Source organism: Bradyrhizobium sp. MI1.4, assembly GCF_055811315.1.
This window is the reverse complement of sequence record NZ_JBVVPP010000050.1, coordinates 1-23,975: the sequence shown is the minus strand read 5'-3', so window position 1 is coordinate 23,975 and position 23,975 is coordinate 1. Positions and strand designations below refer to the sequence as shown.

The window sequence follows — 23,975 nt, the reverse complement described above, 5'->3', positions numbered from 1 at the left end:
AAAATCACTATGCGGGGCACCCTGCCCTTGCGATTCCAGGACTGGGCGCCGATGCCCGGCCATTCAGGCCGGGCATGAGGGTCGTATTACTCGGCCGCTTCCGCCGTCCCCGGTCCGACCTTGGAATTGTGCAGATCGACGTTGAGGCCGAGCGAGCGCATTTCCTTGACCAGCACGTTGAACGATTCCGGAATACCGGCCTCGAAGGTGTCGTCGCCACGCACGATCGCCTCGTACACCTTGGTACGGCCGGCGACGTCGTCCGACTTCACGGTCAGCATCTCCTGGAGCGTGTACGCCGCGCCGTAAGCCTCGAGCGCCCACACTTCCATTTCGCCGAAGCGCTGGCCGCCGAACTGCGCCTTGCCACCCAGCGGTTGCTGGGTAACGAGCGAGTACGGACCGATCGAACGCGCGTGGATCTTGTCGTCGACGAGATGGTGCAGCTTGAGCATGTAGATGTAGCCCACCGTCACCTTGCGATCGAAGGCATCGCCGGTGCGGCCGTCATAGACGGTCGACTGACCCGAAGCGTCGAGACCGGCAAGCTTCAGCATCTCCTCGATGTCGGCTTCCTTGGCGCCGTCGAACACCGGCGTCGCGATCGGAACGCCGCGGCTCAGATTGTGGCCGAGCTCGATCAATTCGTTGTCGTTGAGCGACTTGATCGTCTCGTCCTCGCCGTAGACCTTCTTCAAGGTTTCCTTCAGCGGCCTGATGTCCTGCTTCGACAAATAGGCATCGACTGTCTGGCCGATACGCTTGCCGAGGCCGGCGCAGGCCCAGCCAAGATGGGTCTCGAGGATCTGTCCGACGTTCATGCGCGAAGGCACGCCGAGCGGATTGAGCACGATGTCGGCATGCGTACCGTCTTCGAGGAACGGCATGTCCTCGATCGGCACGATCTTCGACACCACGCCCTTGTTGCCGTGGCGGCCGGCCATCTTGTCGCCGGGCTGGATCTTGCGCTTCACCGCGACGAAGACCTTGACCATCTTCATCACGCCGGGCGGCAATTCGTCACCGCGCTGAAGCTTTTCGACCTTGTCGAGGAAGCGCTGTTCCAGCCCCTTCTTCGACTCGTCGTACTGCTTCCGCATGGCCTCGATCTCGGCCATCAGCTTGTCGTTCGGCGAAGCGAACAGCCACCACTGCGACTTCGGGTACTCCTCGAGCACCGCACGGGTGATCTTGGTGTCCTTCTTGAAGCCCTTCGGACCGGCGATGCCCTGCCGTCCTTCGAGCAGCTCGGCAAGACGGTTGTAGACGTTGCGGTCCAGGATCGCCTGCTCGTCGTCGCGGTCCTTGGCCAGACGCTCGATCTCTTCCCGCTCGATCGCCAGCGCACGCTCGTCCTTGTCGACGCCGTGCCGGTTGAACACGCGCACTTCGACGATGGTGCCCTGCACGCCCGGAGGAACGCGCAGCGAGGTGTCGCGGACGTCGGAAGCCTTCTCGCCGAAGATGGCGCGCAGGAGCTTTTCTTCCGGCGTCATCGGGCTTTCGCCCTTCGGCGTGATCTTGCCGACCAGGATGTCGCCGGCGCGTACTTCCGCGCCGATGTACACGATGCCGGCTTCGTCGAGGTTCTTCAGCGCTTCTTCCGAGACGTTCGGAATGTCGCGGGTGATTTCCTCGGGTCCGAGCTTGGTGTCGCGGGCCATCACCTCGAATTCTTCGATATGAATTGAGGTAAACACGTCTTCCTTCACGATCCGTTCGGAGAGCAGGATCGAGTCTTCGAAGTTGTAGCCGTTCCACGGCATGAACGCGACGAGCACGTTCCGGCCGAGCGCGAGCTCGCCGAGATCGGTCGACGGACCGTCGGCGATGATGTCGCCCTTCTTGACGATGTCGCCGACCTTCACCAGCGGACGCTGGTTGATGCAGGTCGACTGGTTGGAGCGCTGGTACTTCATCAGCCGGTAGATATCGACGCCCGACTTGGTCGGATCGAGATCTTCCGTGGCGCGGATCACGACGCGGGTGGCGTCGATCTGGTCGATCACGCCCGAACGGCGCGCCGCGATCGCAGCACCCGAGTCACGCGCAACCACGCCTTCCATGCCGGTGCCGACGAACGGCGCTTCGGCGCGAACCAGCGGCACCGCCTGGCGCTGCATGTTCGAGCCCATCAGCGCGCGGTTGGCGTCGTCGTTCTCGAGGAACGGGATCAGCGCGGCCGCGACCGAAACGAGCTGCTTCGGCGACACGTCCATGTAGTCGACCTTGTCCGGGGTCACCGGCAAGACTTCGCCGGCGTGACGGCAGACCACGAGATCTTCGGTGAAGCGGCCCTTCGGATCGAGCGGCACGTTGGCCTGCGCGACCGTATAGCGGCCCTCTTCCATCGCCGAGAGGTACACGACCTCGTCGGTGACGCGGCCGTCCTTGACCTTGCGGTAAGGCGTCTCGACGAAGCCGTACTTGTTCACGCGCGCGAAGGTCGCGAGCGAGTTGATCAGGCCGATGTTCGGACCTTCCGGCGTCTCGATCGGGCAGATGCGGCCGTAATGCGTCGGATGCACGTCGCGGACCTCGAAGCCGGCGCGCTCGCGGGTCAGACCGCCCGGTCCAAGTGCCGACAGGCGGCGCTTGTGGGTGATCTCCGACAGCGGGTTGGTCTGGTCCATGAACTGCGAGAGCTGCGAGGAGCCGAAGAACTCGCGCACGGCGGCGGCCGCCGGCTTGGCGTTGATCAGGTCCTGCGGCATGACCGTGTCGATGTCGACCGAAGACATGCGCTCCTTGATCGCGCGCTCCATGCGGAGCAAGCCGATGCGGTACTGGTTCTCCATGAGCTCGCCGACCGAACGCACACGGCGGTTGCCGAGATGGTCGATGTCGTCGATCTCGCCCTTGCCGTCGCGCAAATCCACCAGCGTCTTGATGACGGAGAGGATGTCTTCCTTGCGTAGCGTGCGCTGGGTGTCGGGCGCATCGAGGTCGAGGCGCATGTTCATCTTGACGCGACCGACCGCCGAGAGGTCGTAGCGCTCGGCGTCGAAGAACAGTGACTGGAACATTGCCTGCGCCGAATCCAGCGTCGGCGGCTCGCCGGGACGCATCACGCGGTAGATGTCGAACAGCGCGTCCTCGCGCGTCATGTTCTTGTCGGCCGCGAGCGTGTTGCGGATGTAGGCGCCGACATTGACGTGGTCGATGTCGAGCAGCGGCAGCTCCTTGTAGCCGTGCTCGTTGAGAACCTTGATCGACTTGTCGGTGATCTCTTCACCGGCTTCCGCGTAGATCTCGCCGGTCTTGGGATTGACGAGGTCCTCGGCGATGTAGTTGCCGACGAGCTCAGCATCCGAGAGGCGCAGCGCCTTCAGCCCCTTCTCCTGCATCTGACGCGCACCGCGCACGGTGAGCTTCTTGCCGGCTTCGAGCACGACCTTGCCGGTATCGGCATCGATCAGGTCGTTAATGGTCGAGTAGCCGCGGAAACGATTGGCGTCGAACGGAACGCGCCAGCCTTCCTTGATCCGCTTGTACTGGATCTTCTTGTAGAAGGTGCTGAGGATCGCCTCGCCGTCGAGACCAAGCGCGAACATCAGCGACGTCACCGGAAGCTTGCGGCGACGGTCGATACGCGCATAGACGATGTCCTTGGCGTCGAACTCGATGTCGAGCCAGGAGCCGCGATACGGGATCACGCGAGCGGCGAACAGCAGCTTGCCCGACGAATGGGTCTTGCCCTTGTCGTGGTCGAAGAACACGCCCGGCGAACGGTGCATCTGCGAGACGATGACGCGCTCGGTGCCGTTGACGATGAAGGTGCCGTTCATCGTCATGAGCGGGATGTCGCCCATGTAGACGTCCTGCTCCTTGATGTCCTTGACGGACTTCGCGCCGGTTTCCTCGTCGATATCGAACACGATGAGGCGTAGCGTCACCTTGAGGGGGGCCGCGAAGGTCATGCCGCGCTGGCGGCACTCGTCGACGTCGTATTTCGGCGGCTCGAACTCGTAGCGGACGAATTCCAGCATCGAGGTGCCCGAGAAGTCGGAGATCGGGAACACCGAGCGGAACACCGCCTGCAAGCCCTCGTCCGATCGACCGCCCTGGGGCTCGTCGACCATCAGGAACTGGTCATAGGACGCCTTCTGAACCTCGATGAGGTTCGGCATCTCGGCCACTTCCTTGATGTGTCCGAAGAACTTGCGAACGCGTTTGCGACCGGTGAATGTCTGCTGCGCCATCGTGGCCTCTCATTTTCGTCGCCCGATTTGGGCGCGCCCTCCGGAACGCGGCGACCGCCGCTCCCCGGGTTGAATTTTTCGAACCCGTCTTGGGGGCCGGAGACTCAGTTTCAGGCAGGAATGTCCTGAATCTGTTCTTCAGACCTTCAAAACGCAAAACGACGCGCGGGGCGCAGGAGCGCGCCCGCCCGTCACAACCAACCTCTTCACGGACTGCAAAAGCCCGAAATAGCTTGCTCTCCCAACGGCTTACAGGGAATGCGGCATCCCTGCCCACCGCGCTTTCGTGCTGCCGACCCGATATGGGGCGACATTAGTGCAGATTCGAGGGACAAACCCTCAAATCCCCACACTTTTTCGTGTTCGGCCTGCGTGGGGTCGTTCCGTCGCACGCCTTTTGCATCCGGCCCGCCCTTTCGGAGAGCGGACCGAGACCCCGGTTGCGATGATGCTGACCGGGATCTCGTGCCAGTAAGCGCTGCTTACTTGAGCTCGACCTTCGCGCCAGCCTTCTCGAGCTGGGCCTTGAGCTTCTCGGCTTCGTCCTTGTTCACGCCTTCCTTGACAGGCTTCGGCGCGCCCTCGACGAGGTCCTTTGCTTCCTTCAGGCCCAGGCCGGTGATGGCGCGGACTTCCTTGATGACCTCGATCTTCTTGTCGCCGGCGGCGGCAAGAACGACCGTGAACTCGGTCTTCTCTTCGGCCGGAGCGGCGGCAGCGCCACCACCAGCCGGGCCGGCCACGGCGACAGCCGCGGCAGCCGAAACGCCCCACTTCTCTTCGAGGAGCTTCGCGAGTTCGGCAGCTTCGAGCACGGTGAGGCTCGAGAGGTCGTCAACGATCTTCTGCAGGTCAGCCATTGTTCAGTTTCCTTGAATGTAAGTCTGGTTCGGGTTTGAGTTTTGCGAAGGGCGTCAGGCCGCTTCGCTCTTTGAGGCATAAGCCTGAATGACACGCGCGAGCTTGCCCGCGGGCGCGTTGGCGAGCTGAGCGATCTTGGTCGCCGGGGCCACAAGCAGGCCGACGATCTTGGCGCGCAGTTCGTCAAGCGACGGCAGCGAGGCAAGTGCCTTCACGCCGTCGACATTCAGGACGGTCGTTCCCATCGAGCCGCCAATGATGACGAACTTTTCGTTCGCCTTGGCGAATTCGACGGCGACCTTTGGCGCCGCTACCGGATCGTCCGAAGTGGCGATCACGGTCGGTCCCTTCAGCATGGGGCCGATGGCAACGACGTCAGTGCCTTCAAGAGCAATTTTGGCGAGACGGTTCTTCGAGACCTTCACCGAGGCGCCAGCCTGCTTCATCTGCGAGCGCAGCTTCTGCATCTGGGCAACGGTCAGGCCGGAATATTGGGCAACGACCGCGACGCTCGTGGTCTTGAAGACCCCATTGAGCTGTTCGACCGCTTCCTTTTTTGCCGCTCGTTCCACAGCAAGCTCTTTCCGGTTGGCGGTCATCGCGAAAGCGGGACCGCCGGGTTGCACCCATCGTCCCGCCCAAACCTGAACCTCAGGGCCAAACCCATCGGACACGCCGGGCAAGACGACAATTCAAAGCCTGCCCTCCGAGAGCCCATTAGAGCCCACGGCGTGTCGAGGTCCGAACCAAACCCATTCCGCAACCGACCCTAAGGTGGCCACGAAGTGAAATCCGGTCTTCACCCGTCTATGCAGGCCATGCGATTAAGCCGTTGAGAAATCGGAATTCCCCGCGGGCGCCTGCAGTCTTGGACAGGACAAGGTCAGCCGGCGAACCGCCCGACCTCTGCCCGCACCCCACACCCGACGGTTTTCCCTCCCTTTCCAGCAAATCCTCACGGACGCCCTGAAAAGGAATGATCTCCATCGCTTGTTTTCGGAATGCGTGCACGAACGCGCCAGCCGAGGCCGGCACGTCCGGAAGCGGTTCTTTAACCGCTCGGGGCCTGCTTGCCAAGAGCAAAATTCACACCAGTTCCAATCCGTTGCCGCTCGCGCTTAACCATGGCCGAAAAGGGCCGGTTTCCGCTCATTTGACCGCGTAAGGCAACTTCTTGCCCTCGAAAAACGCGGTCAGGTTCGCCAGCACGCAGTTCTGCATGGCGACGTGCGATTCCAGGGTGTGGCCGCCAATATGGGGGGAGAACACGACGTTGGGCAGTGCCGTCAGCGCGTCAGGAGCGTGCGGTTCCTTGTCATAGACATCGAGACCGGCTCCGGCGATGGTCTTCTCGGTAAGCGCCAGCACCAGGGCTTTCTCATCGATCACCGAGCCGCGGGAGATGTTGACGACATAGCCGTCCGCCCCGAGGCGCCTGAGGATATCGGCGCTGACGGCATGCTGGGTCTCGGCTCCTGCCCGGACCGCGATCATCAGCACGCTGCACCAGTCGGCCAGCGCCTCCAAGGTCGGGAAATATTGATAGGGCAGATCGTACCTGCTGCGGCTGAAATAGCCGATCTCGCTCTCGAAGGACGCGCAGCGCGCTGCGATCTTGCGGCCGATCTCGCCCATGCCGTAGACGCCGATGCGGCGGCCCGGCATCCCGGCCTGCGGGCGCATCATCGGCGAGGGCTTTGACGCGGCCCAATCGCCGCTTCGGACGTACTGGTCGGCCACCAGGATTCGCCGCGTCGCCGCGAGCATCAGGGTCATCGCGATGTCGGCGACGGAGGCCGCATTGGCACCCGGGCTATGTCCGACCGCAATATTGCGGGCAGCAGCGGCCTTCAGGTCAACACCGTCATAGCCGGTGCCGTAGCAGACGATGGCACCGAGCTTGGGAAACAGGTCCATCGCCTCCGCGCCCAGCGGCGTGCCGCCGGCGGTGAGCACTGCACGGATATCGCCGAGCGCGTCGGCCGAAAACATCTCCCGCGCCGGCTTGCCGCCGGTGTCGAGCAGCTCGAACCGCTCGGCGAAGCGCGCCATCATCGTCTTGGGAAAGCGCGAGTAGATCAGGACCTTGTCAGTCATTGTTCTTGTTTCCGGTGAACGCCGTCACAAACGACGAGGGGCGGAATCGGTTGCCCAATTCCGCCCCTCGCCTCATGTCATTTGCAAACCTTAGCCGAGAATGGTGCCCGGCTCGACCTTCACGCCGGGGCCCATCGACGAGGACACCGCAACGCGCTGGATGTAGGTGCCCTTGGAACCGGCCGGCTTGGCCTTGGACACAGCGTCAGCCAAGGCCTTGATGTTCTCGACCAGTTTTTCCTCGGTGAACGAGGCCTTGCCGACGCCCGCCTGCAAGATGCCGGCCTTCTCGACGCGGAACTCGACCGAGCCGCCCTTGGCGCCCTTCACGGCGCCGGTGACGTCCATGGTCACGGTGCCGATCTTCGGGTTCGGCATCAGGCCGCGCGGGCCGAGCACCTTACCAAGGCGGCCGACCAGCGGCATCATGTCGGGGGTTGCGATACAGCGGTCGAAATCGATCGTGCCGTTCTGCACCTTCTCGACCAGGTCCTCGGCGCCGACGACGTCGGCTCCGGCAGCCTTGGCCTCGTCGGCCTTGGCGCCGCGGGCGAACACGCCGACGCGGAGCGTACGGCCGGTGCCGTTCGGCAGGGTCACAACGCCGCGGACCATCTGGTCGGCGTGACGCGGATCGACGCCGAGATTGATCGCGACCTCGATGGTCTCGTCGAACTTCGCTTTCGCGCGTTCCTTGACCATCTTGATGGCGTCTGCGAGCGGGTAAAGCTTTTCGCGATCAATACCTTCGCGGGCTTTGTTCAAACGTTTTCCGATTGCCATGACCGCTTACCCTGCCACTTCCAGACCCATCGAGCGGGCAGAGCCCTCGACCATCTTCATGGCCGCTTCGATGGAATCGCAATTGAGATCCTTCATCTTCTTCTCGGCGATCTCGCGCACCTGCGCTTTGGTCACCGCACCCGCCTTGTCACGGCCCGGCGCCTTGGAGCCGGACTGGATCTTGGCAGCCTGCTTGAGGAAGAAGGACATCGGCGGCGTCTTCATCTCGAACGTGAAGGAACGATCGGCGTAGATCGTAATCACGACGGGAATCGGGGTGTTTTTCTCTTCCTTCTGGGTCTGGGCGTTGAACGCCTTGCAGAACTCCATGATGTTGAGACCGCGCTGACCGAGCGCGGGACCGATCGGGGGCGAAGGATTCGCCGCACCGGCCGGGACCTGAAGCTTCAGGTATCCGGTCACTTTCTTTGCCATGTATCACTCCTGTTGGGCCGGCCTGGGCCGGCGGTTTCAGGTTCGTGGTCTGGGTCGGATGCGGCTGGCAACCGCCCTCTCCCTCCCACGGCCTCTTGTTGCGCGAGACCGAAGCCTCACGCCTACCCGATCAGACCTTCTCGACCTGACCGAATTCCAGTTCGACCGGCGTGGCGCGGCCGAAGATCGACACCGCGACCTTCACGCGCGAGCGCGCCTCGTCGATTTCCTCGACCACACCCGAGAACGAGGCAAACGGGCCATCGGCCACGCGCACGTTCTCGCCGATCTCGAACGACACCGACGCCTTCGGCCGTTCCACGCCCTCCTGCACCTGGTGCAGAATGCGCATGGCCTCGGCTTCCGAGATCGGCATCGGCTTGTTTTCCGCGCCAAGGAAGCCGGTCACCTTCGGCGTGTTCTTGATCAGATGAAACGCCTCGTCGGTCAGCTTCATCTTCACCAGCACGTAGCCCGGGAAGAACTTGCGCTCGGCGTCGATCTTGCGGCCGCGGCGCACTTCCGTGACCTTCTCGGTCGGGACCAGCACCAGCTCGAACAACTCCTCAAGCCCGCGCTGCTTGGCCTGCTCGCGGATCGATTCGGCGACCTTCTTCTCGAAGTTCGAATAGGCGTGGACGATGTACCAGCGCTTGTCAGACAATTGAGCCGTTGCTGTTGCCATCAGTGAATGCCCAGAAGGAAGGTGATGAGGACGCGGATGATCTGGTCGGCGGCGAAGAAGAAGATCGAGGCCACGGCGACCATGACGAACACCATGATGGTGGTGATCGTGGTCTCGCGGCGGGTCGGCCAGGTGACCTTGGCGGTCTCCGAGCGGACTTCCTGCAAGAACTTGAACGGGCTGACTGCCATCGTTTGATGTCCAACGTCCGTCGACAGACGCGAATGAATTTCAGGGATCCGAACAGCCGCCGTTGGCCCAGCCCTCTGTCGAAGGATGAGCCGGAAATCGGGCTCGATTGTTCGGGGATTTCAAAGCCGCGCCGGAGATCCGCGTCTAACGGGCCGGCTGCGAGTGCGCGGTATCTACTGCGGATGGGACCAAAGGTCAAGATAGAGAGGGCCGGCGTGGGCAAAACGGCCTCCACGGGCGACGGACCAGAGATCAGGCCGATCAAGGGTTTATCTGCCGCCTGCAATGCGCCGTCCCAAGGTCGCAGCCCAACGCGTTCGAGCTGGGCGCGCTGACCATCGAATTGCCCCCGCCTTTGCCGAGCAGGAGGCAGAGGTCGTTCTCCATCAGCAAGGACAACCCACTGAATTGTCGCGCGGCAAGAGTTGGGCGTTTCGGCGTCAGGCCGAGGCATTCGTCGCCGATATCGTGGAGCAGAGGACGCCGTGGCTTCCGGCGCAGATTCCGTGGCCGAGATCGCCCTTGCAGAGGCGATCTGGAAACGGCAGGTCAGCGGCTAGGATTCACGCCGTCCGGCAGCAATATCCGGCCGATGGCTGATCGCCCACGTTCTAGCTAAGTGTTTGATTTCGCTGGCAGGAGTGGCAGGGCTCGAACCTGCGACCCCCGGTTTTGGAGACCGGTGCTAGCTCTTAACCGGCCTTAACCGGGAATAACTTCTTACCTGACCAAGGTATTGGTTTTGCTAAGCTATGTACTTATTTTTAAATAGGGTTATAACCCGGGGTAACACTACTTAACCATTATTTCAGTATACCCCATGTTTACCCTGACACTCTTCATCGTCCTTGTGGCGGCAGCCCTGGCTCCCTTGCCAGTGGCCAAGCCTCAAGGCTCCTCCCTCCTGCCCGTCTGGCTTCTACAGCACGGGAAACTACTGCAGCCCGACCAGCCCTCGCTCCCAACCGGCGATCCCGCGCATTGGCAACTCCTGCCCCTCCGGCTGGACCCGCAGCGGCGCGTTTTGCCAGAGCAACTAGAAGAGGCCAAAGCGTGACCAAGCAACTGACAGCCGCCGCCGTTGCCAAGCTCAAGGCCGGCAAGAGCCGGCGGGAGGTGCGGGACGCAGCCAGCGGGCTCTCCCTCTTGATCCAGCCATCCGGCCACAAGAGCTTCATCATGAGGTTCAGGAGACCAGACGGCCGCAGCGCCAAGCTGACGTTGGGAGAGTTCGACCCGGACGCGCCGGAGCTGGAGGGGGCGCCGCAGGTCGGCATGAGGCTGACCCTCGCCTCTGCCCGCTGGCTTGCGGCGGAGGTGAACCGACAGCGGGCGATGGGCAACGATGTGATCGCTGACCTCTCGGCCGCGAAGGCCAGGCGGCGGATCGACCTCGACGCCCGCGCCCTCACCTTTCCCATCGCCGTACGGCAGTTCGTCGACCAGTACCTGAGGAATCCCCGAAAGAAGCACGGGATCAACAGGGGCTGGGCCGATGTTGCGAGAGTCCTCGGCCTCGCACGTCACGAAAAGAACGACGAGCTTTCGATCATCAAGGGCTCTCTTTCCGCGCGCTGGTCCGATCGCCCGGTTGGAGAGATCACCGAGGCGGACATTCACGCCGCTGTCGAGGAGGCCCGGAGGAAGGGCATCCCCGGACTTGAGCGGCGAGCTAAGGGCGTGTCCGATGCTCGGGGCAGACACCTCGGCCGGGCACTGGGCAAGCTCTTCGGCTGGCTCAAGCAGCAGCGCAAGATCGCGGTCGATCCGACCGACGACACCTTCGTCCCTTCCCCGCCCGCGAAGCGACAGCGTTCACTGACCGCCGCCGAGATTAGGGCACTCTGGAAGGCGACCGAGAAGCTTGGCTATCCGTTCGGTCCGCTGATCCGAGGTCTGCTGTACACCGGCTGCCGTAGGGACGAGGTCGCCGGCGTTCACCAGAGCGAGATCAGCGAGAATGGCGAGCGCTGGATAATCCCTAGCGAGCGGACAAAGAATAAGCTGCCCCACCTAATCCCGCTATCGAGAGAGAGCCGCGACCTCCTCGTCGATGCTTCTAAGTTCAGCGGCGGCTCCGGCCTCATCTTCACCACTACTGGCAAGACACCTGTCAGCGGCTTTAGCAAGATCAAGCCGCGCATCGACCAGATGATGCGGGAGGAGCTTAGGGAGAGCTTTCGGGAATGGAGGATTCACGACCTCCGGAGAACCGTCAGTACCGGGATGGCATCGATTAAGGTCCCTCCTCACGTCGCCGAGGCCTGCCTCAATCATGTCAGCGGCTTCAGGGCCGGCGTCGCCGGCAACTACAACGTCTATGAGTATGAGGACGAGAAACGCGAGGCACTGGCGGCTTGGGCCTCGCACCTCGACCGGCTCGTCGGCGATGTCGCGGCTAGCAACGTCGTCTCCATCTGGGAGGCGAAGCGATGACCAGACCTGGCAGTAACGCTACAGACCATGCCACGCTTCGCTGGCTGCGTGACAGGCTCGACGAATATTACGCGTCGCGCGTGAGCGAGACGGCACGCAATGCGCCGCCGTTTGAGGACGTCAGGCAGCTTCGCGAAGAGAGGGAGCTAGACATCTACGGCGAAGCCCCTCCCGCCGGCGAGTATGCCGACGACATAAAGGCGGCCCTGGAAGGCGACCTCAGGCCGATCAGCAAGCGGTTGCCCGAACTCGCGAGGTTCGGGATGCTCTGCCTACCGACGATGAAGCACGGGGAAACCCATGACAGTGTAAGGAAGCGGCGGGCAAGGTGGCGTCCAAACCTGTCCCTAGAGGCCGATGCGAGACCGGACGTCGCGGCCCGCGAGGAGAAACTAAGCGTCGAAGATCGGGAGATGGCCGCAGCGCGCGAGTTGTCGCTGATCCGCCGGTTCTTACACGAGTACACCGGCAAGACGAACCGCAAAACTCGCAAGGGCGAGAGGTCCGTGGAGTGGTTCGCCGCTGAGCGATGGGGCGTCTCCGAAGACGGCGTCAAGCGGGCCGTGAAGAGAATCAGCTCGAAGGCCTCCTCCTAATTCTTACAACCAGAGTCCCATCTGCCGAGATAGAAAATCGGCGCTCAGTTCGACCAAGTTGTTCCTCGTTACAATCTATCAAGAGGAACATGCGAATGTCTAAGAAGCAATACGACCCCGGCATCCTACTTGGCACGAGTAAGCTCGAAGACGCAGGTGATGATTTCAGAATCTCACTCGAATGCTTGCCACCGGAGCTAGGAGAACATCTGGTCCAGATGGCCGCAGAGAACGGCGGCGAACTTGAGCTCGCGTGCGAGATCGTTCCCGATGGCCGGGGCGGCAATGCCCTCTACTTACCGGGAATAGGTCTCACGCTGGTGAGATGGTCCGGCCTCCAGTAGGCGGAATTCCCCTCCCTGTAATTTTTTTCCTAACCAGACCTCCATCTGCCGGGGTGGGAACGCCCCGGCCGCTTGCCCTAATCATAGGCTTCTGGATTTTCGAACATCAAGGAAAGAGACATGCCTGCTCTCCTGAAGCCAAATCAAAAATATGCCCGCAATAAGCAGCTCGCCGACTACATGGGCGTCACCACCATGTGTTTGTGGCGATGGAAGCACGACGACGATCTCAAGTGTCCCAAGGCCGTCGTGATCAACGGCACTGAGTACAACGACATCGCAGAGTGGGATGCCTGGCTGAGGGACAGGGCGATCAAGAACACGGTGGCCGCGACTAGGCCAAGCCGAGCCGATCGTTTCGGGGCAAGGCCACACGGCGATAAGCGGTGACGATGCAGCGAAGAGGTGGTTGATCATCATTTTATTAAGGCCATGACGAGATGAGCGGCTTCAAGAAGCTCGCCTTCGAGCTGCGCGAGAACCCCGCCGGCCGCGTCGATGTCGACCTGCATGAGCTCGCAGCCCTGCTGGGCGGCGACGTCGACGGCAAGTTCGTCAGGTGCCCCAGCCCCGGGTGCGACGACAACGACCGCTCAATGTGGGTGCAGTTCACCGGACCGGCGTCGTTCTTCATCTACGAGTGCTCGGGGCGCCTGGGCGCGGCCTACGCGCACGTACGCCGGGGGCTGGGCCTCGTAGCAGAGCCGCCCCGGGACAGCAGCGACCACATCAAGAAAATCTTGTTCGAGTCCGAAGAGGCGTCAAGAACCCTTGTCGAGCGATACCTCCGCGCCAGGGCGCTGACACTGCCGCCGCCGCCCTGCCTGCGCTTTCACGGGCTGCTCCGGCACGGGCCCAGCGGTTCCTTCCTCCCGGCGATAGTGGCCGAGCGGCGTGACGTGGCCGGAGCAGTCGTCGCGATCCACCGTACCTTTCTGAGGCACGACGGCAGCGGAAAGGCGAACGTCGAGCCGCCGCGCATGGACCTCGGCAACGTCAAGGGAACGGCGATCCGTCTCTCACCAGTATCGAACGAACTGATGGTGGGCGAAGGCATCGAGACCACGCTCTCGGTGATGCAGGCCACCGGCAAGCACGGCTGGGCGGCGGGCAGCGCCGTCATGATGCGCCACGTCATCTTGCCGGAAGAGGTCAGGAGAGTCACGATCCTCGCCGACGGCGACGACCCAGGGGAACAGGCCGCCAGGGCCGCGGCGAGGCGCTGGAGAAACGAAAAGCGAGAGGTGCGCATCGCCAGGGCACCGCTCGGCAAGGACTTTAACGACCTGCTGCGTGAGGGAGGCAGGCCTTGAACGAGAAGATCATCCACATGGTTGATCGCGCCGAGGGCATCCCGACGCTCGATCCCAGCAACCCGATGCGCACTGCCAGGGCGCTGATGCGTTCGCTTTACACCAAGGGCGACGCGCGCATCATCCATCGCTATCGCGGCGAGTTCTGGCGATGGAGCACAAGCCACTACCGGAGCGCAGACGACGAGGTGATCCGCTCCGGCATCTGGGAATTCTTGGAGAAGGCCGACCGCCTGGACAAGGAAGGCAAGCCGGTGCCGTTCAAGCCCAACAAGACGTCCGTCGCCAACGTGCTGGAGGCGCTTGGCGCGATCTGCCAGCTTGACAACGGGATCGACGCTCCGAGCTGGTTGGACGAAGGGACTCACCCGCCTGCGCGTGAGTGCCTGGCCGTAGCCAATGGACTGCTGCACTTGCCGACGCGGGACTTGCTGCTGCCGACCCCGCTGTTCTTCAATCTCAACGCATCCACCGTCGCCTTCGACATGCAGGCGGACGAACCAAAGCGATGGCTGGCTTTTCTCAAGGAGGTTCTTGCGGACGAGACCGCCATCTCGATGCTGCAAGAATGGTTCGGCTACGCGCTCTCGGTCGACACGTCGCGGCAGAAGATACTGCTAGGCATCGGGCCGAAGAGGTCAGGCAAGGGCACCGTCGCCCGCGTGCTGACGGCCTTACTGGGCAAGAATTCGGTCGTCGGACCGACCATGGGTTCTCTTAGCGAGCCCTTCGGCCTGGAGCCCTGGTTGGCCAAGTCGCTGGCCATCATCTCCGACGCGCGGATCGGCCAGCGCTCCGACAAGTCCGTCATCGTCGAGCGATTGCTGACGATCTCAGGTGAGGATCAGCTGACCGTGGGACGCAAATACAAGCAAGCGTGGTCGGGACAGCTGGCGACGCGGGTGGTGATCTTGACCAACGAGATGCTGTCGTTGACCGACGGCTCCGGCGCCCTCGTCGGCAGGTTCATCGTGCTGCTGTTTACGAAGAGCTTCTACGGTCAAGAGAATGTCGGGCTCACCAACGAGCTGCTGCTGGAGCTGCCGGGCATCTTGAACTGGGCGCTGGACGGCTACGACGCATTGCGGAAGCGCGGGCACTTCGTCCAGCCGGACAACGCCATCGAGGCGATAGATGCGATGGAGACGCTCGGCTCTCCGATCAAGGCTTTCATTCGCGACGAATGCGTCGTCGGGCCGACCCACAGCGTCGAGGTCGATGAGCTGTACAAGGCTTATGAGCGATGGTGTCAAGAAGCAGGACTCAAGCCGAACAGCAAGCAGTGGTTCGGGCGCGATCTACACACTGCCCTTCCGGGCCAGTTAGCCACCCCCAAGCTCCGCGAGGGCGACCGCCGAAAGCGGCGGTATAGCGGCATCGCGCATGTGATGTGAGGGTGTCCGGTCCAAGCATGGCAGGGTATTTCCGAACCTTCCCTTATAATGAGGTAAGTTTCCTTCCTTCCCCGCGATAGGGTCCGCTAATGCCTTGACCTGCTTAGACCAGGAGCCCCCGCCTGCCCCAAAGGTTCCCTCCGAAAGGGAGCCACGGGCCGACCAGGGAGGTCACGTGGGCAGTTCTTTCGGTACTGAGGGAAAAGGGCCCCCAAGCTACAGGCTGCTGGCCCTTGGGCCCCTGCCTCAGACGTCGAGAGACTAAGAAAATCCTATAGGCCGCCGCCGTCCCAAAATTGCGCTCGCTTTTAGAATATTCTTCTTCGTCCTAGAACCCAAGGACGGAGGCCAAGGTTTCGGGCTACGGTCTAGTAGTCCGGAGCTCAATAATTAAAAACGTAGCAATATCATAGATTTGCCTGACAAAAACAGCGACACTCCCTGACCGGGGTGCCTCCAGGGTAACGCCAAAGGCCTCATTTTCCTGGCACATGTCACCAAGCTCTGACCTAATTGAAGGAGAAAATTATTCCCCTTTGATAGGTGGAGGAATGCCGACAACAAGCCGAAAACTAGCTAAGCGGAAGCCGGAGGCTCAGAGCCGGGTGACTAACGGTAAGGAGGTCCTGCCGGGCGTCGATGGCCGAAGCCTGATCGCCCGCAGGTTCCGGGACGTGGCCGATGCCGTCGCCGCAGACCAGGGCGGGGCCGATCACCTGAGCGAGACTCGGCTTCAGCTGATCCGCCGCTTCGCGGCCAGCGCTGTTGTCGCCGAGCAGATGGAGGCGCAGCTCGCGCTGGGCCACCCCATCGACGTGGCCACCCACTCGACGCTTACGTCGACGATGGTCCGGGTCGCCCAGCGGATCGGCATCAACCGCAGGGCGCGGGAGGTCCTGCCTTCGCTGGAGAGCTATCTCAAAGGCAAGTTGGATGGGGACGAGGAGGACGAGACATGATCTCGATCCTCGACGCAGCTCTCGACCGACATCTCTTCGCGCCTTGGTTCAAGAACCGCGAACACTGGGCCGCGTGGTTCGCCTTTCTTGCTGCGCTGTTCGCGCTCGAAATGACGGAGGAGCAAGCTTCAGTGTATCGAGCCTGCACGGGGCGCGAAGCGCTGCCTACCACAGCGGCGGCCGAGGCCTGGCTGGCCGTCGGAAGAAGGGGCGGTAAATCGTTCGTCTTGGCAATGCTGGCGGTATTCATCGCCTGCTTCCGCGACTGCCGACAATTCCTGGCGCCCGGCGAGCGCGGCACGATCATGGTGATCGCCCGCGACCGGCAGCAGGCCCGTATCATTCTCAGATACATCCGGGCACTGCTGCGCGTTCCGCTCCTTGCCCAGATGATCGAGCGCGAGACGGCGGAGGCATTCGATCTCGACAACCAGATCACCATCGAGGTTCATGTCGCCTCATTCCGGAGTACCCGCGGCTACAGCATTGTTGCCGCGCTCTGCGACGAGATTGCCTTCTGGCCAACCGACGACGCGGCGGAGCCCGACTTCGAGATCATAAACGCGCTGCGGCCCGGCATGGCGCAGTTCCCGAACTCGCTGCTGCTCTGCGCTTCCAGCCCCTACGCGCGACGCGGCGCGCTGTGGGACGCTCACCGCAGGCACTTCGGCCGCGATGCTGATCCGGTTCTGGTCTGGCAAGCACCGACCAGGGTGATGAACCCGACGATCCCGCAGAGCTTGATTGACCAGGCGTATGAGCGCGATCCCGCCTCTGCGAGCGCAGAGTTCGGCGCGGAGTTCAGATCCGACGTCGAGTCCTTCATCAACCTCGAAGCCGTGCAGGCGTGCATCAGTAGAGGCACGTTCGAGCGCCAGCCGAGATCAAGCCTACGCTACCTCGTCTTCACTGACCCGAGTGGCGGGTCATCCGACAGCTTCACGCTCGCTGTCGCGCATCGAGAGAACGACAGCCTAATCCTAGACTGTCTTCGCGAGATCAAGCCGCCGTTCTCTCCGGAGGCCGCAATCGCAGAGTTCGCCACTACCTGCAGGTCGTACCGTGTCTCACGGATCGTAGGGGACAGGTACGCAGGCGAGTTTCCACGCGAGCAGTTTCGCAAGCATGGCATCAGCTACGATGTCTCAAACAAGTCGAAGAGCGAGCTGTATCTCGACCTGCTGCCGCTGCTGAATAGCCGTCGGGTTGAGTTGCTCGACAACCCGCGACTCGTCGCCCAGCTCACCGCCTTAGAGCGGCGCACTGCCAGGAGCGGTCGAGAATCGATCGACCATCCCCCGGGGGCTCACGACGATCTAGCAAACGCGGTCGCCGGCGTCCTGGCTTCCAACCTCGCAGTCCGTCCACGGCTCCGGGTTTTTACTTATCCGGTGGTGGGCAGCAGCCCGGGCTGCGAGCTCGATCCAAAGACTATGCGCCCGATTGAGCGAGAGCGCATTAGGTGGCTGAAGGTGAATCAATCGCAATAACACGAGGCCTGAAAAAAGAGGGAACCACAATGAAGCGCTTGACCCAGAACGAGATAGCCATTCGCATCGTACCAACCCATCTGCGCTGGCCCGACGCTTCCACGAGCGCCGTTTGGAGGCAGCTGCATGAGTGCGTACAGCAGCTTTACGACTTCGCCCACGCCTTTGACAACGACTGCATCGAGATCGAAGGAAGCAGACAGCTCGCCCGTGACGAGATCGTGCGACGCCGCGCTGAGGTCGGCCGCCGGGCGATTAAGCAGTTGGCCGTGTTCAGGCCGTTCGATAGCGTCAGCGTGGCAGCGAACAGGGAAATCGAACGGCTGCGCGGACGCGAGGACCTGACGCCGCAAGAGTCGGATGCGAAGCAGAAATTGGTGAAGGCGCTGGACGAACTACGAGGTGGACTCGCGGCGATGGAACGACTTCTGCTGGAGAGGAGCAAGGTACGGCAGGGGTCCGCAGCATATTTAATGAAGTAGTCAGCCGACCTAGCTGTCTCTCTGGGTACACATTTCGGCTCCCCCGGGGTTCAGCGCTATCTGCGAGGCGCGACATCAAACCAGCTAGTGGGTTGGTCCGCGTTCGTAGGGCCAAGTTAGCCTTTGTTCTCGCCCGGATGAATACGGTCTTCACGCAGGTGAATTGGCAAGTGTAGCGGAAATGCCGGATCGCCGATCGTTCTTGGATTGCATTTACGCGCGCGGAGGCGCTTCAAATGCGACCAGTATGAGCCTGTAGGCCTCCAGTGCCACATCCATTTAGAGATGGCCCGCTCGCTGAGCTTTTCTGAAAGCAACTTTGACTCACTCCACGAACAAGCGGGCAATAAACGGAGGCCGCTGCGTGGGTAGCGTCAGCAGCATTCCCCAATAATCCAAAACGTCATTCGGGATCTGAGCCAGCCCCCGACAGGCAAGGGATTGACGAGTTAAAACGAGCCGTGGCCAGAAGGGACTAAACGCCCTGCTTGACTCTTTGTTCTTGTTTCGTTCAATTGGAGCGAAATCCCAGGTTTGCCCATGCCCACACTCGACTATCTCCGCTCGGAAATCGAGCGTATGCGCGCGCAGGTAAGCCGCCAGCGCAAGGAAATCCTCCAGCTTCAATGGGCGGGGATATCGACCGCCTCGGCTGAGACCCTGCTTCAGCGGATGCTGAGCAAGGTTGACGATCTCTGCGCTGAGCGTGACCGGCAGGTTAGGACGGCAAAGGAAGGCCCGACCTATTCATCCGGTAAACGGATACGTGGCACACCGGCAAACCGAAGGGCGTGATGGATAACCTCCGGCGGTTTCCGGCGCCGTGGGTGATGGTGGAGGAGGAGCAATGTTTCCGGGTGAAGGATGCAAATGGCTTCTCCGTTTGCTCTGTGCCTCACCGCGAGGCCTTCACCGCCGCCCATACCACAGTACGCCGCGCAATTCCTTACTCGTGACGAGGCGAGGCGGATCGCAAAGGCCATCTCCCGGCTGCCGGAGCTTTTGAAGAGGCCGCAGTATTGAGGGCGTTCCTCTGGACGAACGCTCTATCACACCGCGTTCTCTAGCCGTTCGTCTGCCGTTCTCGTTGACGTTGAAAATACAACCTGGAATCGCGATTGCGGTTGTATCTAGAACGCGTGGGAACGCCGCGTGGGCTTCGCGGTTGGAGAGTCCTAAGTAAGGTATAGGTAGACTGCCCGCCGTCGGCTCCCCCCACCGACGGCGGGCTTTTTGTGAGTTGCGTTAGTGGCAAAGCGTACCCGAGCACCGGCCAAGAAGCCGCAAGCTTTCATGCCGGGCTTTATCAGCCCCCAGCTTGCGACCCTGAAGATGAAAGCTCCTTCGGGGGCTCAGTGGATTCACGAAGTCAAATACGACGGCTACCGCATCCAGCTCCACATTGACCGCGACAGCCGTAAAGCCTTCACCAGGAACGGCCATAACTGGATCAACCGGTTCTCGGCCATTGCCGGCGCCTTCGACATCGAAGGGCAAGCCATTGTCGATGGTGAGGTGGTCGTCATCCACGAAGAGCGCACCAACTTCTCCGAACTCCAGGCAGACCTCGGCAGAGGCGACCAGGACCGTCTACAGTACTTCGCCTTCGATCTCCTGTGGCTGGACGGCGTAGACCTCCGAAAACATGCGCAGCTTGCCCGCAAAGAGCTGCTGAAGGAGCTGATCGAAGAGAATGAGCTGGAAGCACCGATCTTCTACAGCGAGCACCATGAAGGTGACGGGCAGGCGCTATTCGAGGCGGCGAGCAAGCTCAACTACGAGGGCATCGTCTCGAAGCGAGTAGATGCGCCGTACCGGTCTGACCGGGTGGAAGCCTGGCAGAAGATCAAGACGGTGCAGCGCGAAAAATTCCCTGTTGTCGGTTTCGTCAAGGACCCGTCCGGAGTCGCCGCGCTCTACCTCGGCAAGCAGGAAGGAAAAGAGCTGCGCTACATGGGCAAGGTCGGGACGGGCTGGAGCCGGACGAAATCGGCGGAGATCCGCAAGGCGCTCGATACCGTCGTCAGCCCGAAGCAGAAGCTCACCAAACCTGTCAGGAAACCGAAGGCGACCTGGGTCGAGCCGAAGTTCTACGCCGACATCGAATATCGGGACATCACCTCCGAAGGCCTGCTGCGGGCCAGCTCATTCAAGGGGCTTAGCAAAGGAACGCGGCGTTCCTGACGGCGTTTTCTCCACCAGTGAGTGGAGTACCGGCATGCCGGATCGCGTAACCCGAGCGGTAAAAGAAGCCCAAGCCATCCTGGCTCGCTATGTCGAGCCTGGGCCGAGGGACAGCGAAAACACGATCAACGACCTGCTGGCCGTTCTCGACGATGAGCGGCTTGTACAGGCGATGGAGGAGGAAGATGAGCGACAATCTCACCAAACGGGACCAGCGCGACCGTAGCAAGATCAACATGCATGAAGACTTCGAGGTCAAGTACTGGACTAAGGCACTCGGTGTTTCGAAGGACGAGCTGCAGAAGTCCGTCGACAAAGTAGGCAATTCGGCCGCCGCCGTTCGCAAACAATTGGCGGCGTAACCGAGGCGCGCGGTATGCTTGCGTTCTCTGGAGCAAGGCCCGCGCGCTTTTCATGCCATGATCAATCCCACCTGCCCCATCTGCTTCGGCTTAGGCTTTGTCTGCGAGAACCACCCGGACCGAGCCTGGAGCGAGGAACTTGGCTGCCAGTGCGGCGCGGGTGAGCCGTGCGCCTGCAACAGGTCGCCGGACATAGACGCGGGAATTGAAGAGCCGGATGCGAGCCATATCATCGAAGACGCAGGCGTGCAGAAACCCCGCCACTGACGAGCCGCATGTCATGACTGTTCAGCATGATATCAAGACAAGCCAGAACGATTGATCGCCACGAGCATACTAGTCAGTTGCACTCGTCGAATCGGCGGCGGCAATCTGCAGTCCTGCCTCGTTGAGAGCCTCCGCAATCTGCTTCGCGTGCTGCTTAGCTTCTTCAATTCCAATTTTCGCGTCCGGGTGATGTGCAAAAAACCCGCAAATCGTCGTGGACATGATTGTATTCACCTGGTGCGGATCAATCATTTTACGGCACTCGACATGCAAACTGCTTTATCGGATCAGCGGCCGCATCGGGAGCAAAGTGGTCATCGCGAGCCAAAAACGACAAAGGGGTTGCTAACGGTGCGTCGGTCTTAGCCGAGGTTCGATCTCACAATGGCTGCAAGACAACGGCCTCAGCCCCGGGGCAAGAGGGGTGAGCTGAGGCCATAGTGTACTTGACGTTATTGGGGAAACGTCATCGGGATAATTCTCGGCAACGTGCGAATTGTTCCCGGCGATGGCGTCTTGGAGGTCGTTGGGAGGAGTTGGCCTTTCGATTGGCCCCCCGGCTCACACGGGCAGCCTGGCACCTCCCGGCATGCTGCGGCTTTTCCCTGTCTGTGGCGGTCAGGGAGCAGATTGCAGCGTCGATCGCGGTGCTTCAAAGCTCGCGCCCGAGGTACGGCCCCCACGACTGCACAGATCATTCCGGCCGTCCTTTGAGAATGCGGAGCTTAACGACCACGAGAGCCAACGTTGTCGTAACAAGAACCAAGAATATTGCGTTGTCGCGTGCATTGCGCTTCCTCCTGCAACAGGGCGTTTCACTGGCCGCTTCGTGTGTCGGTATACCCCATTGCATGCCACTCGTGGTTACTGCACCCTTAAGTGACCGCCGGAATTGTCGCGTAACTTTCCGCGACAAGTTTCAACAACTTCTCATTTATGCCTCGTAATCTCGGGGTCATGGAAAACCGCAAAGTACGCCGGCGGCGCGTCTTCAAAGCCGCATTGATCCAATTGCCCGGTGGCGCCGTCAGTTGCGTTGTGCGTGACCTCTCCGAGACCGGGGCCCTCCTGGAGGTACCGAGTCAGCTTGGTATTCCGCACGAGTTCAGTCTAAGAATTCCGACGGCAGAATTGGACCGGCCGTGTCGAGCCGTGTGGCGCTCGGCCAAGGGCATCGGGATCGCTTTTGTGTCCGGCAAGTCAGAGTAACAACCTGCCCCGTAAAGCGCGCTTCAGTGGCGTACTCTCACCGTGTGCCGGATCGTGCGGCTCGAGCTTAAGATCGAAAAGCCCCCCATCGTAATCAGCAGCACGCCTAGCCAGGTCACCGCCCAACTGCGCGACTCATCGCGCGCCTCTGCATTGCTCGCGTCCATCGGCATAAGTGGAGGTGAGTCCCCGGCTCGTACGGCCACGGTAAGCTTCTCTACGTCAACGTGGGACGGTACGGAGTGCTCTGACGTGAGTTGGCCGGTGGCAAGATCCGCGGCGGGAGCCGCCCGGGCCAGGGGCGGCGCGCCTGCATCGAAAACAGAAGCGGCGTCAGCAACCATGACTTCGGTTGCCGACGGCATCAGATGAGCTCCCTCGGACGGCAAAGAGCTTAGCAACTCCGCGCGCGCATCAATCACCGGGGCCGGCCTTGGCAGCGCAGCCCCATTCTTGTCAAGACTGGCGGCGCGGTTGGCCACCCGCTTTCGCACCGTTGCGATGCTGTCGGTCAGGAACCAGCATTTGCGATGACCGTCCCGCCGATAGACCCAGTGCTGGCTTGGTCCGGGCGAATTGCCGGACCGCGGCAAGCATTCCGGCTGCGCCGACGAGGTTGCAGCGGGCTCGCGAGGAGCAATATTGAACAAGTTGGTAAAAGGGTCCGAGCACGCTGGTGCCGCCGAAAGACCTCCGACAAGGGCAAGACTGGCGAAGTAAAGTCTCATGCGACGGGACATCGAAAACTCCCGGTGTGGCGCCCCCCACTCCGCACGACCCTTCGCGGCGAGATGGGCTCCCGTGCGGCCTAAATCTGGCAACGTGATGGATTTATTGTGCTGGTGGCATCCGAATTAAATCGGTCTATCCAACATTCTTCGCTTGCAACGCGCGGCAATGCGTTCGATTAAATCGAGCCACACGCGTTACCCCAGCGTCGATCCCGCTCGCGATCCGCGACGCGACCGCGTTGCGCTCATTTTCGCAGCGGCCATGGCAATGAACGCGCAACCGGTCGAGCGGTTGGTTGTGGATGTCACGATGCAGGTGTGCGGGCCTAAGCGAGGATCCGCCCCTCGCACCAAATTAAATACTTACGTCACGATATCCCCCCGTCCACCTTTCTCCCGTTCTACTTGCTCAAATAAATGTGGATCGTACGACCACTATTTAACTCATGGCTTGTCTGTTCCTTCATTCCCGACTTGTCTGCGTGGCCCATCTCCCAAGAATCGGATCGAGCGATGAACACCGAGCATTTCAGATCGCCTTCCCTTGACGAGCTCTGGGTAGTTCACCACAGGTCGCCGCCACACTCAGTCAGAAAATTTTGGTGCAAAAAACACGGTTGGAGGAGCGGCTCCACAAAATTGGCCGGGCCGAGAAAGCCGTACGGCTCGATCGTAAGCGCCGTCCATACGCGCCCGTTCGCCCCAAATATAGCAATCCAAAGAACCCCGCGGAGACATGGTCGGGACGCGCCAGGCTGCCTCGGTGGCTGTGGCCGCAGCTTCGAGGTGGCCGGGAGTTGGACGATTTCCTAATCCACCAGGCTTCGGTTCAAAAGCGGCAGACAAATTGAGCACCGCGATCACATTGGGAAGAAGGTACGCATACGACGAAGGCCGCCTGATTGACACATGCGCGCGAGCGCGGCGAGTTCTACGATGGCGTTGCGTGAAGG

Annotated in this window: 24 protein-coding genes; 14 read left to right on the top strand and 10 right to left on the bottom strand. The window is 61.5% G+C overall.

From position 1 onward, the window contains the following. Positions 1–86 precede the first annotated feature (86 nt). The 8 genes from rpoB to secE form a co-directional block, all read right to left on the bottom strand. Positions 87–4,202 carry a DNA-directed RNA polymerase subunit beta gene (gene rpoB / locus AC0L23_RS32505; RefSeq protein WP_377787407.1) on the bottom strand — a complete coding sequence of 1,372 codons (4,116 nt, stop codon included), beginning with the start codon at positions 4,200–4,202 and terminating at the stop codon, positions 87–89. Positions 4,203–4,684: 482 nt separating this feature from the next. Then, positions 4,685–5,062 (bottom strand): 50S ribosomal protein L7/L12, encoded by a 378-nt coding sequence (gene rplL, locus AC0L23_RS32500; protein ID WP_007602994.1) that lies wholly within the window; start codon positions 5,060–5,062, stop codon positions 4,685–4,687. A 54-nt stretch (positions 5,063–5,116) separates the two neighbouring features. Next, positions 5,117–5,635 (bottom strand): 50S ribosomal protein L10, encoded by a 519-nt coding sequence (gene rplJ / locus AC0L23_RS32495; RefSeq protein WP_026233178.1) that lies wholly within the window; start codon positions 5,633–5,635, stop codon positions 5,117–5,119. Positions 5,636–6,212: 577 nt separating this feature from the next. Then, on the bottom strand, positions 6,213–7,160 hold the full coding sequence (locus AC0L23_RS32490) for a 2-hydroxyacid dehydrogenase (protein ID WP_085351281.1): 948 nt from the start codon (positions 7,158–7,160) through the stop codon (positions 6,213–6,215). A gap of 90 nt (positions 7,161–7,250) precedes the next feature. After that, on the bottom strand, positions 7,251–7,943 hold the full coding sequence (gene rplA / locus AC0L23_RS32485; RefSeq protein WP_007602988.1) for a 50S ribosomal protein L1: 693 nt from the start codon (positions 7,941–7,943) through the stop codon (positions 7,251–7,253). Between the two features lie 6 nt (positions 7,944–7,949). Then, positions 7,950–8,378 carry a 50S ribosomal protein L11 gene (rplK, locus tag AC0L23_RS32480; protein WP_018456444.1) on the bottom strand — a complete coding sequence of 143 codons (429 nt, stop codon included), beginning with the start codon at positions 8,376–8,378 and terminating at the stop codon, positions 7,950–7,952. A gap of 130 nt (positions 8,379–8,508) precedes the next feature. Further along, positions 8,509–9,063: a transcription termination/antitermination protein NusG gene (gene nusG / locus AC0L23_RS32475; RefSeq protein WP_007602985.1), complete on the bottom strand. Its 555-nt coding sequence runs from the start codon at positions 9,061–9,063 to the stop codon at positions 8,509–8,511. Further along, positions 9,063–9,254 (bottom strand): preprotein translocase subunit SecE, encoded by a 192-nt coding sequence (gene secE / locus AC0L23_RS32470; protein ID WP_007602984.1) that lies wholly within the window; start codon positions 9,252–9,254, stop codon positions 9,063–9,065. The genes nusG and secE overlap by 1 nt, the downstream gene beginning before the upstream one ends. A gap of 1,054 nt (positions 9,255–10,308) precedes the next feature. Here secE and AC0L23_RS32465 point away from each other — a divergent pair. From AC0L23_RS32465 to AC0L23_RS32410, 12 genes are all read left to right on the top strand, one after another. Beyond that, positions 10,309–11,691: a tyrosine-type recombinase/integrase gene (locus tag AC0L23_RS32465; RefSeq protein WP_473357929.1), complete on the top strand. Its 1,383-nt coding sequence runs from the start codon at positions 10,309–10,311 to the stop codon at positions 11,689–11,691. Beyond that, positions 11,688–12,287, top strand: a complete 600-nt coding sequence (locus AC0L23_RS32460) for a hypothetical protein (RefSeq protein WP_473357928.1) — start codon at positions 11,688–11,690, stop codon at positions 12,285–12,287. The genes AC0L23_RS32465 and AC0L23_RS32460 overlap by 4 nt, the downstream gene beginning before the upstream one ends. Before the next feature lie 95 nt (positions 12,288–12,382). Further along, a complete protein-coding gene (locus AC0L23_RS32455; RefSeq protein WP_473357927.1) occupies positions 12,383–12,631 on the top strand; it encodes a hypothetical protein in 249 nt (82 codons plus the stop codon). Between the two features lie 120 nt (positions 12,632–12,751). Next, the gene (locus tag AC0L23_RS32450) at positions 12,752–13,021 is read left to right on the top strand and encodes a hypothetical protein (protein ID WP_473357926.1); all 270 of its coding nucleotides are present in this window, start codon (positions 12,752–12,754) and stop codon (positions 13,019–13,021) included. Positions 13,022–13,071: 50 nt separating this feature from the next. After that, positions 13,072–13,944: a DUF7146 domain-containing protein gene (locus AC0L23_RS32445; RefSeq protein ID WP_473357925.1), complete on the top strand. Its 873-nt coding sequence runs from the start codon at positions 13,072–13,074 to the stop codon at positions 13,942–13,944. After that, positions 13,941–15,338 carry a DNA primase family protein gene (locus AC0L23_RS32440; RefSeq protein WP_473357924.1) on the top strand — a complete coding sequence of 466 codons (1,398 nt, stop codon included), beginning with the start codon at positions 13,941–13,943 and terminating at the stop codon, positions 15,336–15,338. Before AC0L23_RS32445 ends, AC0L23_RS32440 begins: the two co-directional genes overlap by 4 nt. A 605-nt stretch (positions 15,339–15,943) precedes the next feature. Next, on the top strand, positions 15,944–16,297 hold the full coding sequence (locus tag AC0L23_RS32435) for a hypothetical protein (RefSeq protein ID WP_473357923.1): 354 nt from the start codon (positions 15,944–15,946) through the stop codon (positions 16,295–16,297). After that, positions 16,294–17,787, top strand: coding sequence for a hypothetical protein (locus AC0L23_RS32430; protein ID WP_473357922.1), 1,494 nt, complete (start codon positions 16,294–16,296; stop codon positions 17,785–17,787). Before AC0L23_RS32435 ends, AC0L23_RS32430 begins: the two co-directional genes overlap by 4 nt. Before the next feature lie 29 nt (positions 17,788–17,816). Continuing rightward, the gene (locus AC0L23_RS32425; protein ID WP_473357921.1) at positions 17,817–18,269 is read left to right on the top strand and encodes a hypothetical protein; all 453 of its coding nucleotides are present in this window, start codon (positions 17,817–17,819) and stop codon (positions 18,267–18,269) included. Positions 18,270–18,809: 540 nt separating this feature from the next. Beyond that, positions 18,810–19,064 carry a hypothetical protein gene (locus AC0L23_RS32420; protein WP_473357920.1) on the top strand — a complete coding sequence of 85 codons (255 nt, stop codon included), beginning with the start codon at positions 18,810–18,812 and terminating at the stop codon, positions 19,062–19,064. Positions 19,065–19,517: 453 nt separating this feature from the next. After that, complete coding sequence (gene ligD / locus AC0L23_RS32415; RefSeq protein WP_473357919.1) at positions 19,518–20,453, top strand: non-homologous end-joining DNA ligase; 936 nt, start codon at positions 19,518–19,520, stop codon at positions 20,451–20,453. Between the two features lie 185 nt (positions 20,454–20,638). Beyond that, a complete protein-coding gene (locus AC0L23_RS32410; protein ID WP_473357918.1) occupies positions 20,639–20,815 on the top strand; it encodes a DUF3606 domain-containing protein in 177 nt (58 codons plus the stop codon). Positions 20,816–21,151: 336 nt separating this feature from the next. Here AC0L23_RS32410 and AC0L23_RS32405 read toward each other — a convergent pair whose 3' ends face one another. Then, positions 21,152–21,334: a hypothetical protein gene (locus AC0L23_RS32405; RefSeq protein ID WP_473357917.1), complete on the bottom strand. Its 183-nt coding sequence runs from the start codon at positions 21,332–21,334 to the stop codon at positions 21,152–21,154. A 684-nt stretch (positions 21,335–22,018) separates the two neighbouring features. Between AC0L23_RS32405 and AC0L23_RS32400 the strand changes: the two genes are divergently transcribed. After that, entirely contained in the window at positions 22,019–22,291 is a 273-nt protein-coding gene (locus AC0L23_RS32400; RefSeq protein ID WP_473357916.1) for a PilZ domain-containing protein, read from the top strand. 23 nt (positions 22,292–22,314) lie between these two features. On the opposite strand, the gene AC0L23_RS32395 is transcribed toward AC0L23_RS32400, so the two are convergent. Further along, a complete protein-coding gene (locus AC0L23_RS32395) occupies positions 22,315–23,031 on the bottom strand; it encodes a hypothetical protein (protein WP_473357915.1) in 717 nt (238 codons plus the stop codon). Positions 23,032–23,624: 593 nt separating this feature from the next. On the opposite strand from AC0L23_RS32395, the gene AC0L23_RS32390 reads away from it, so the two are divergent. After that, on the top strand, positions 23,625–23,873 hold the full coding sequence (locus tag AC0L23_RS32390) for an H-NS histone family protein (protein WP_473357914.1): 249 nt from the start codon (positions 23,625–23,627) through the stop codon (positions 23,871–23,873). The last annotated feature ends 102 nt before the right edge of the window (positions 23,874–23,975 follow it).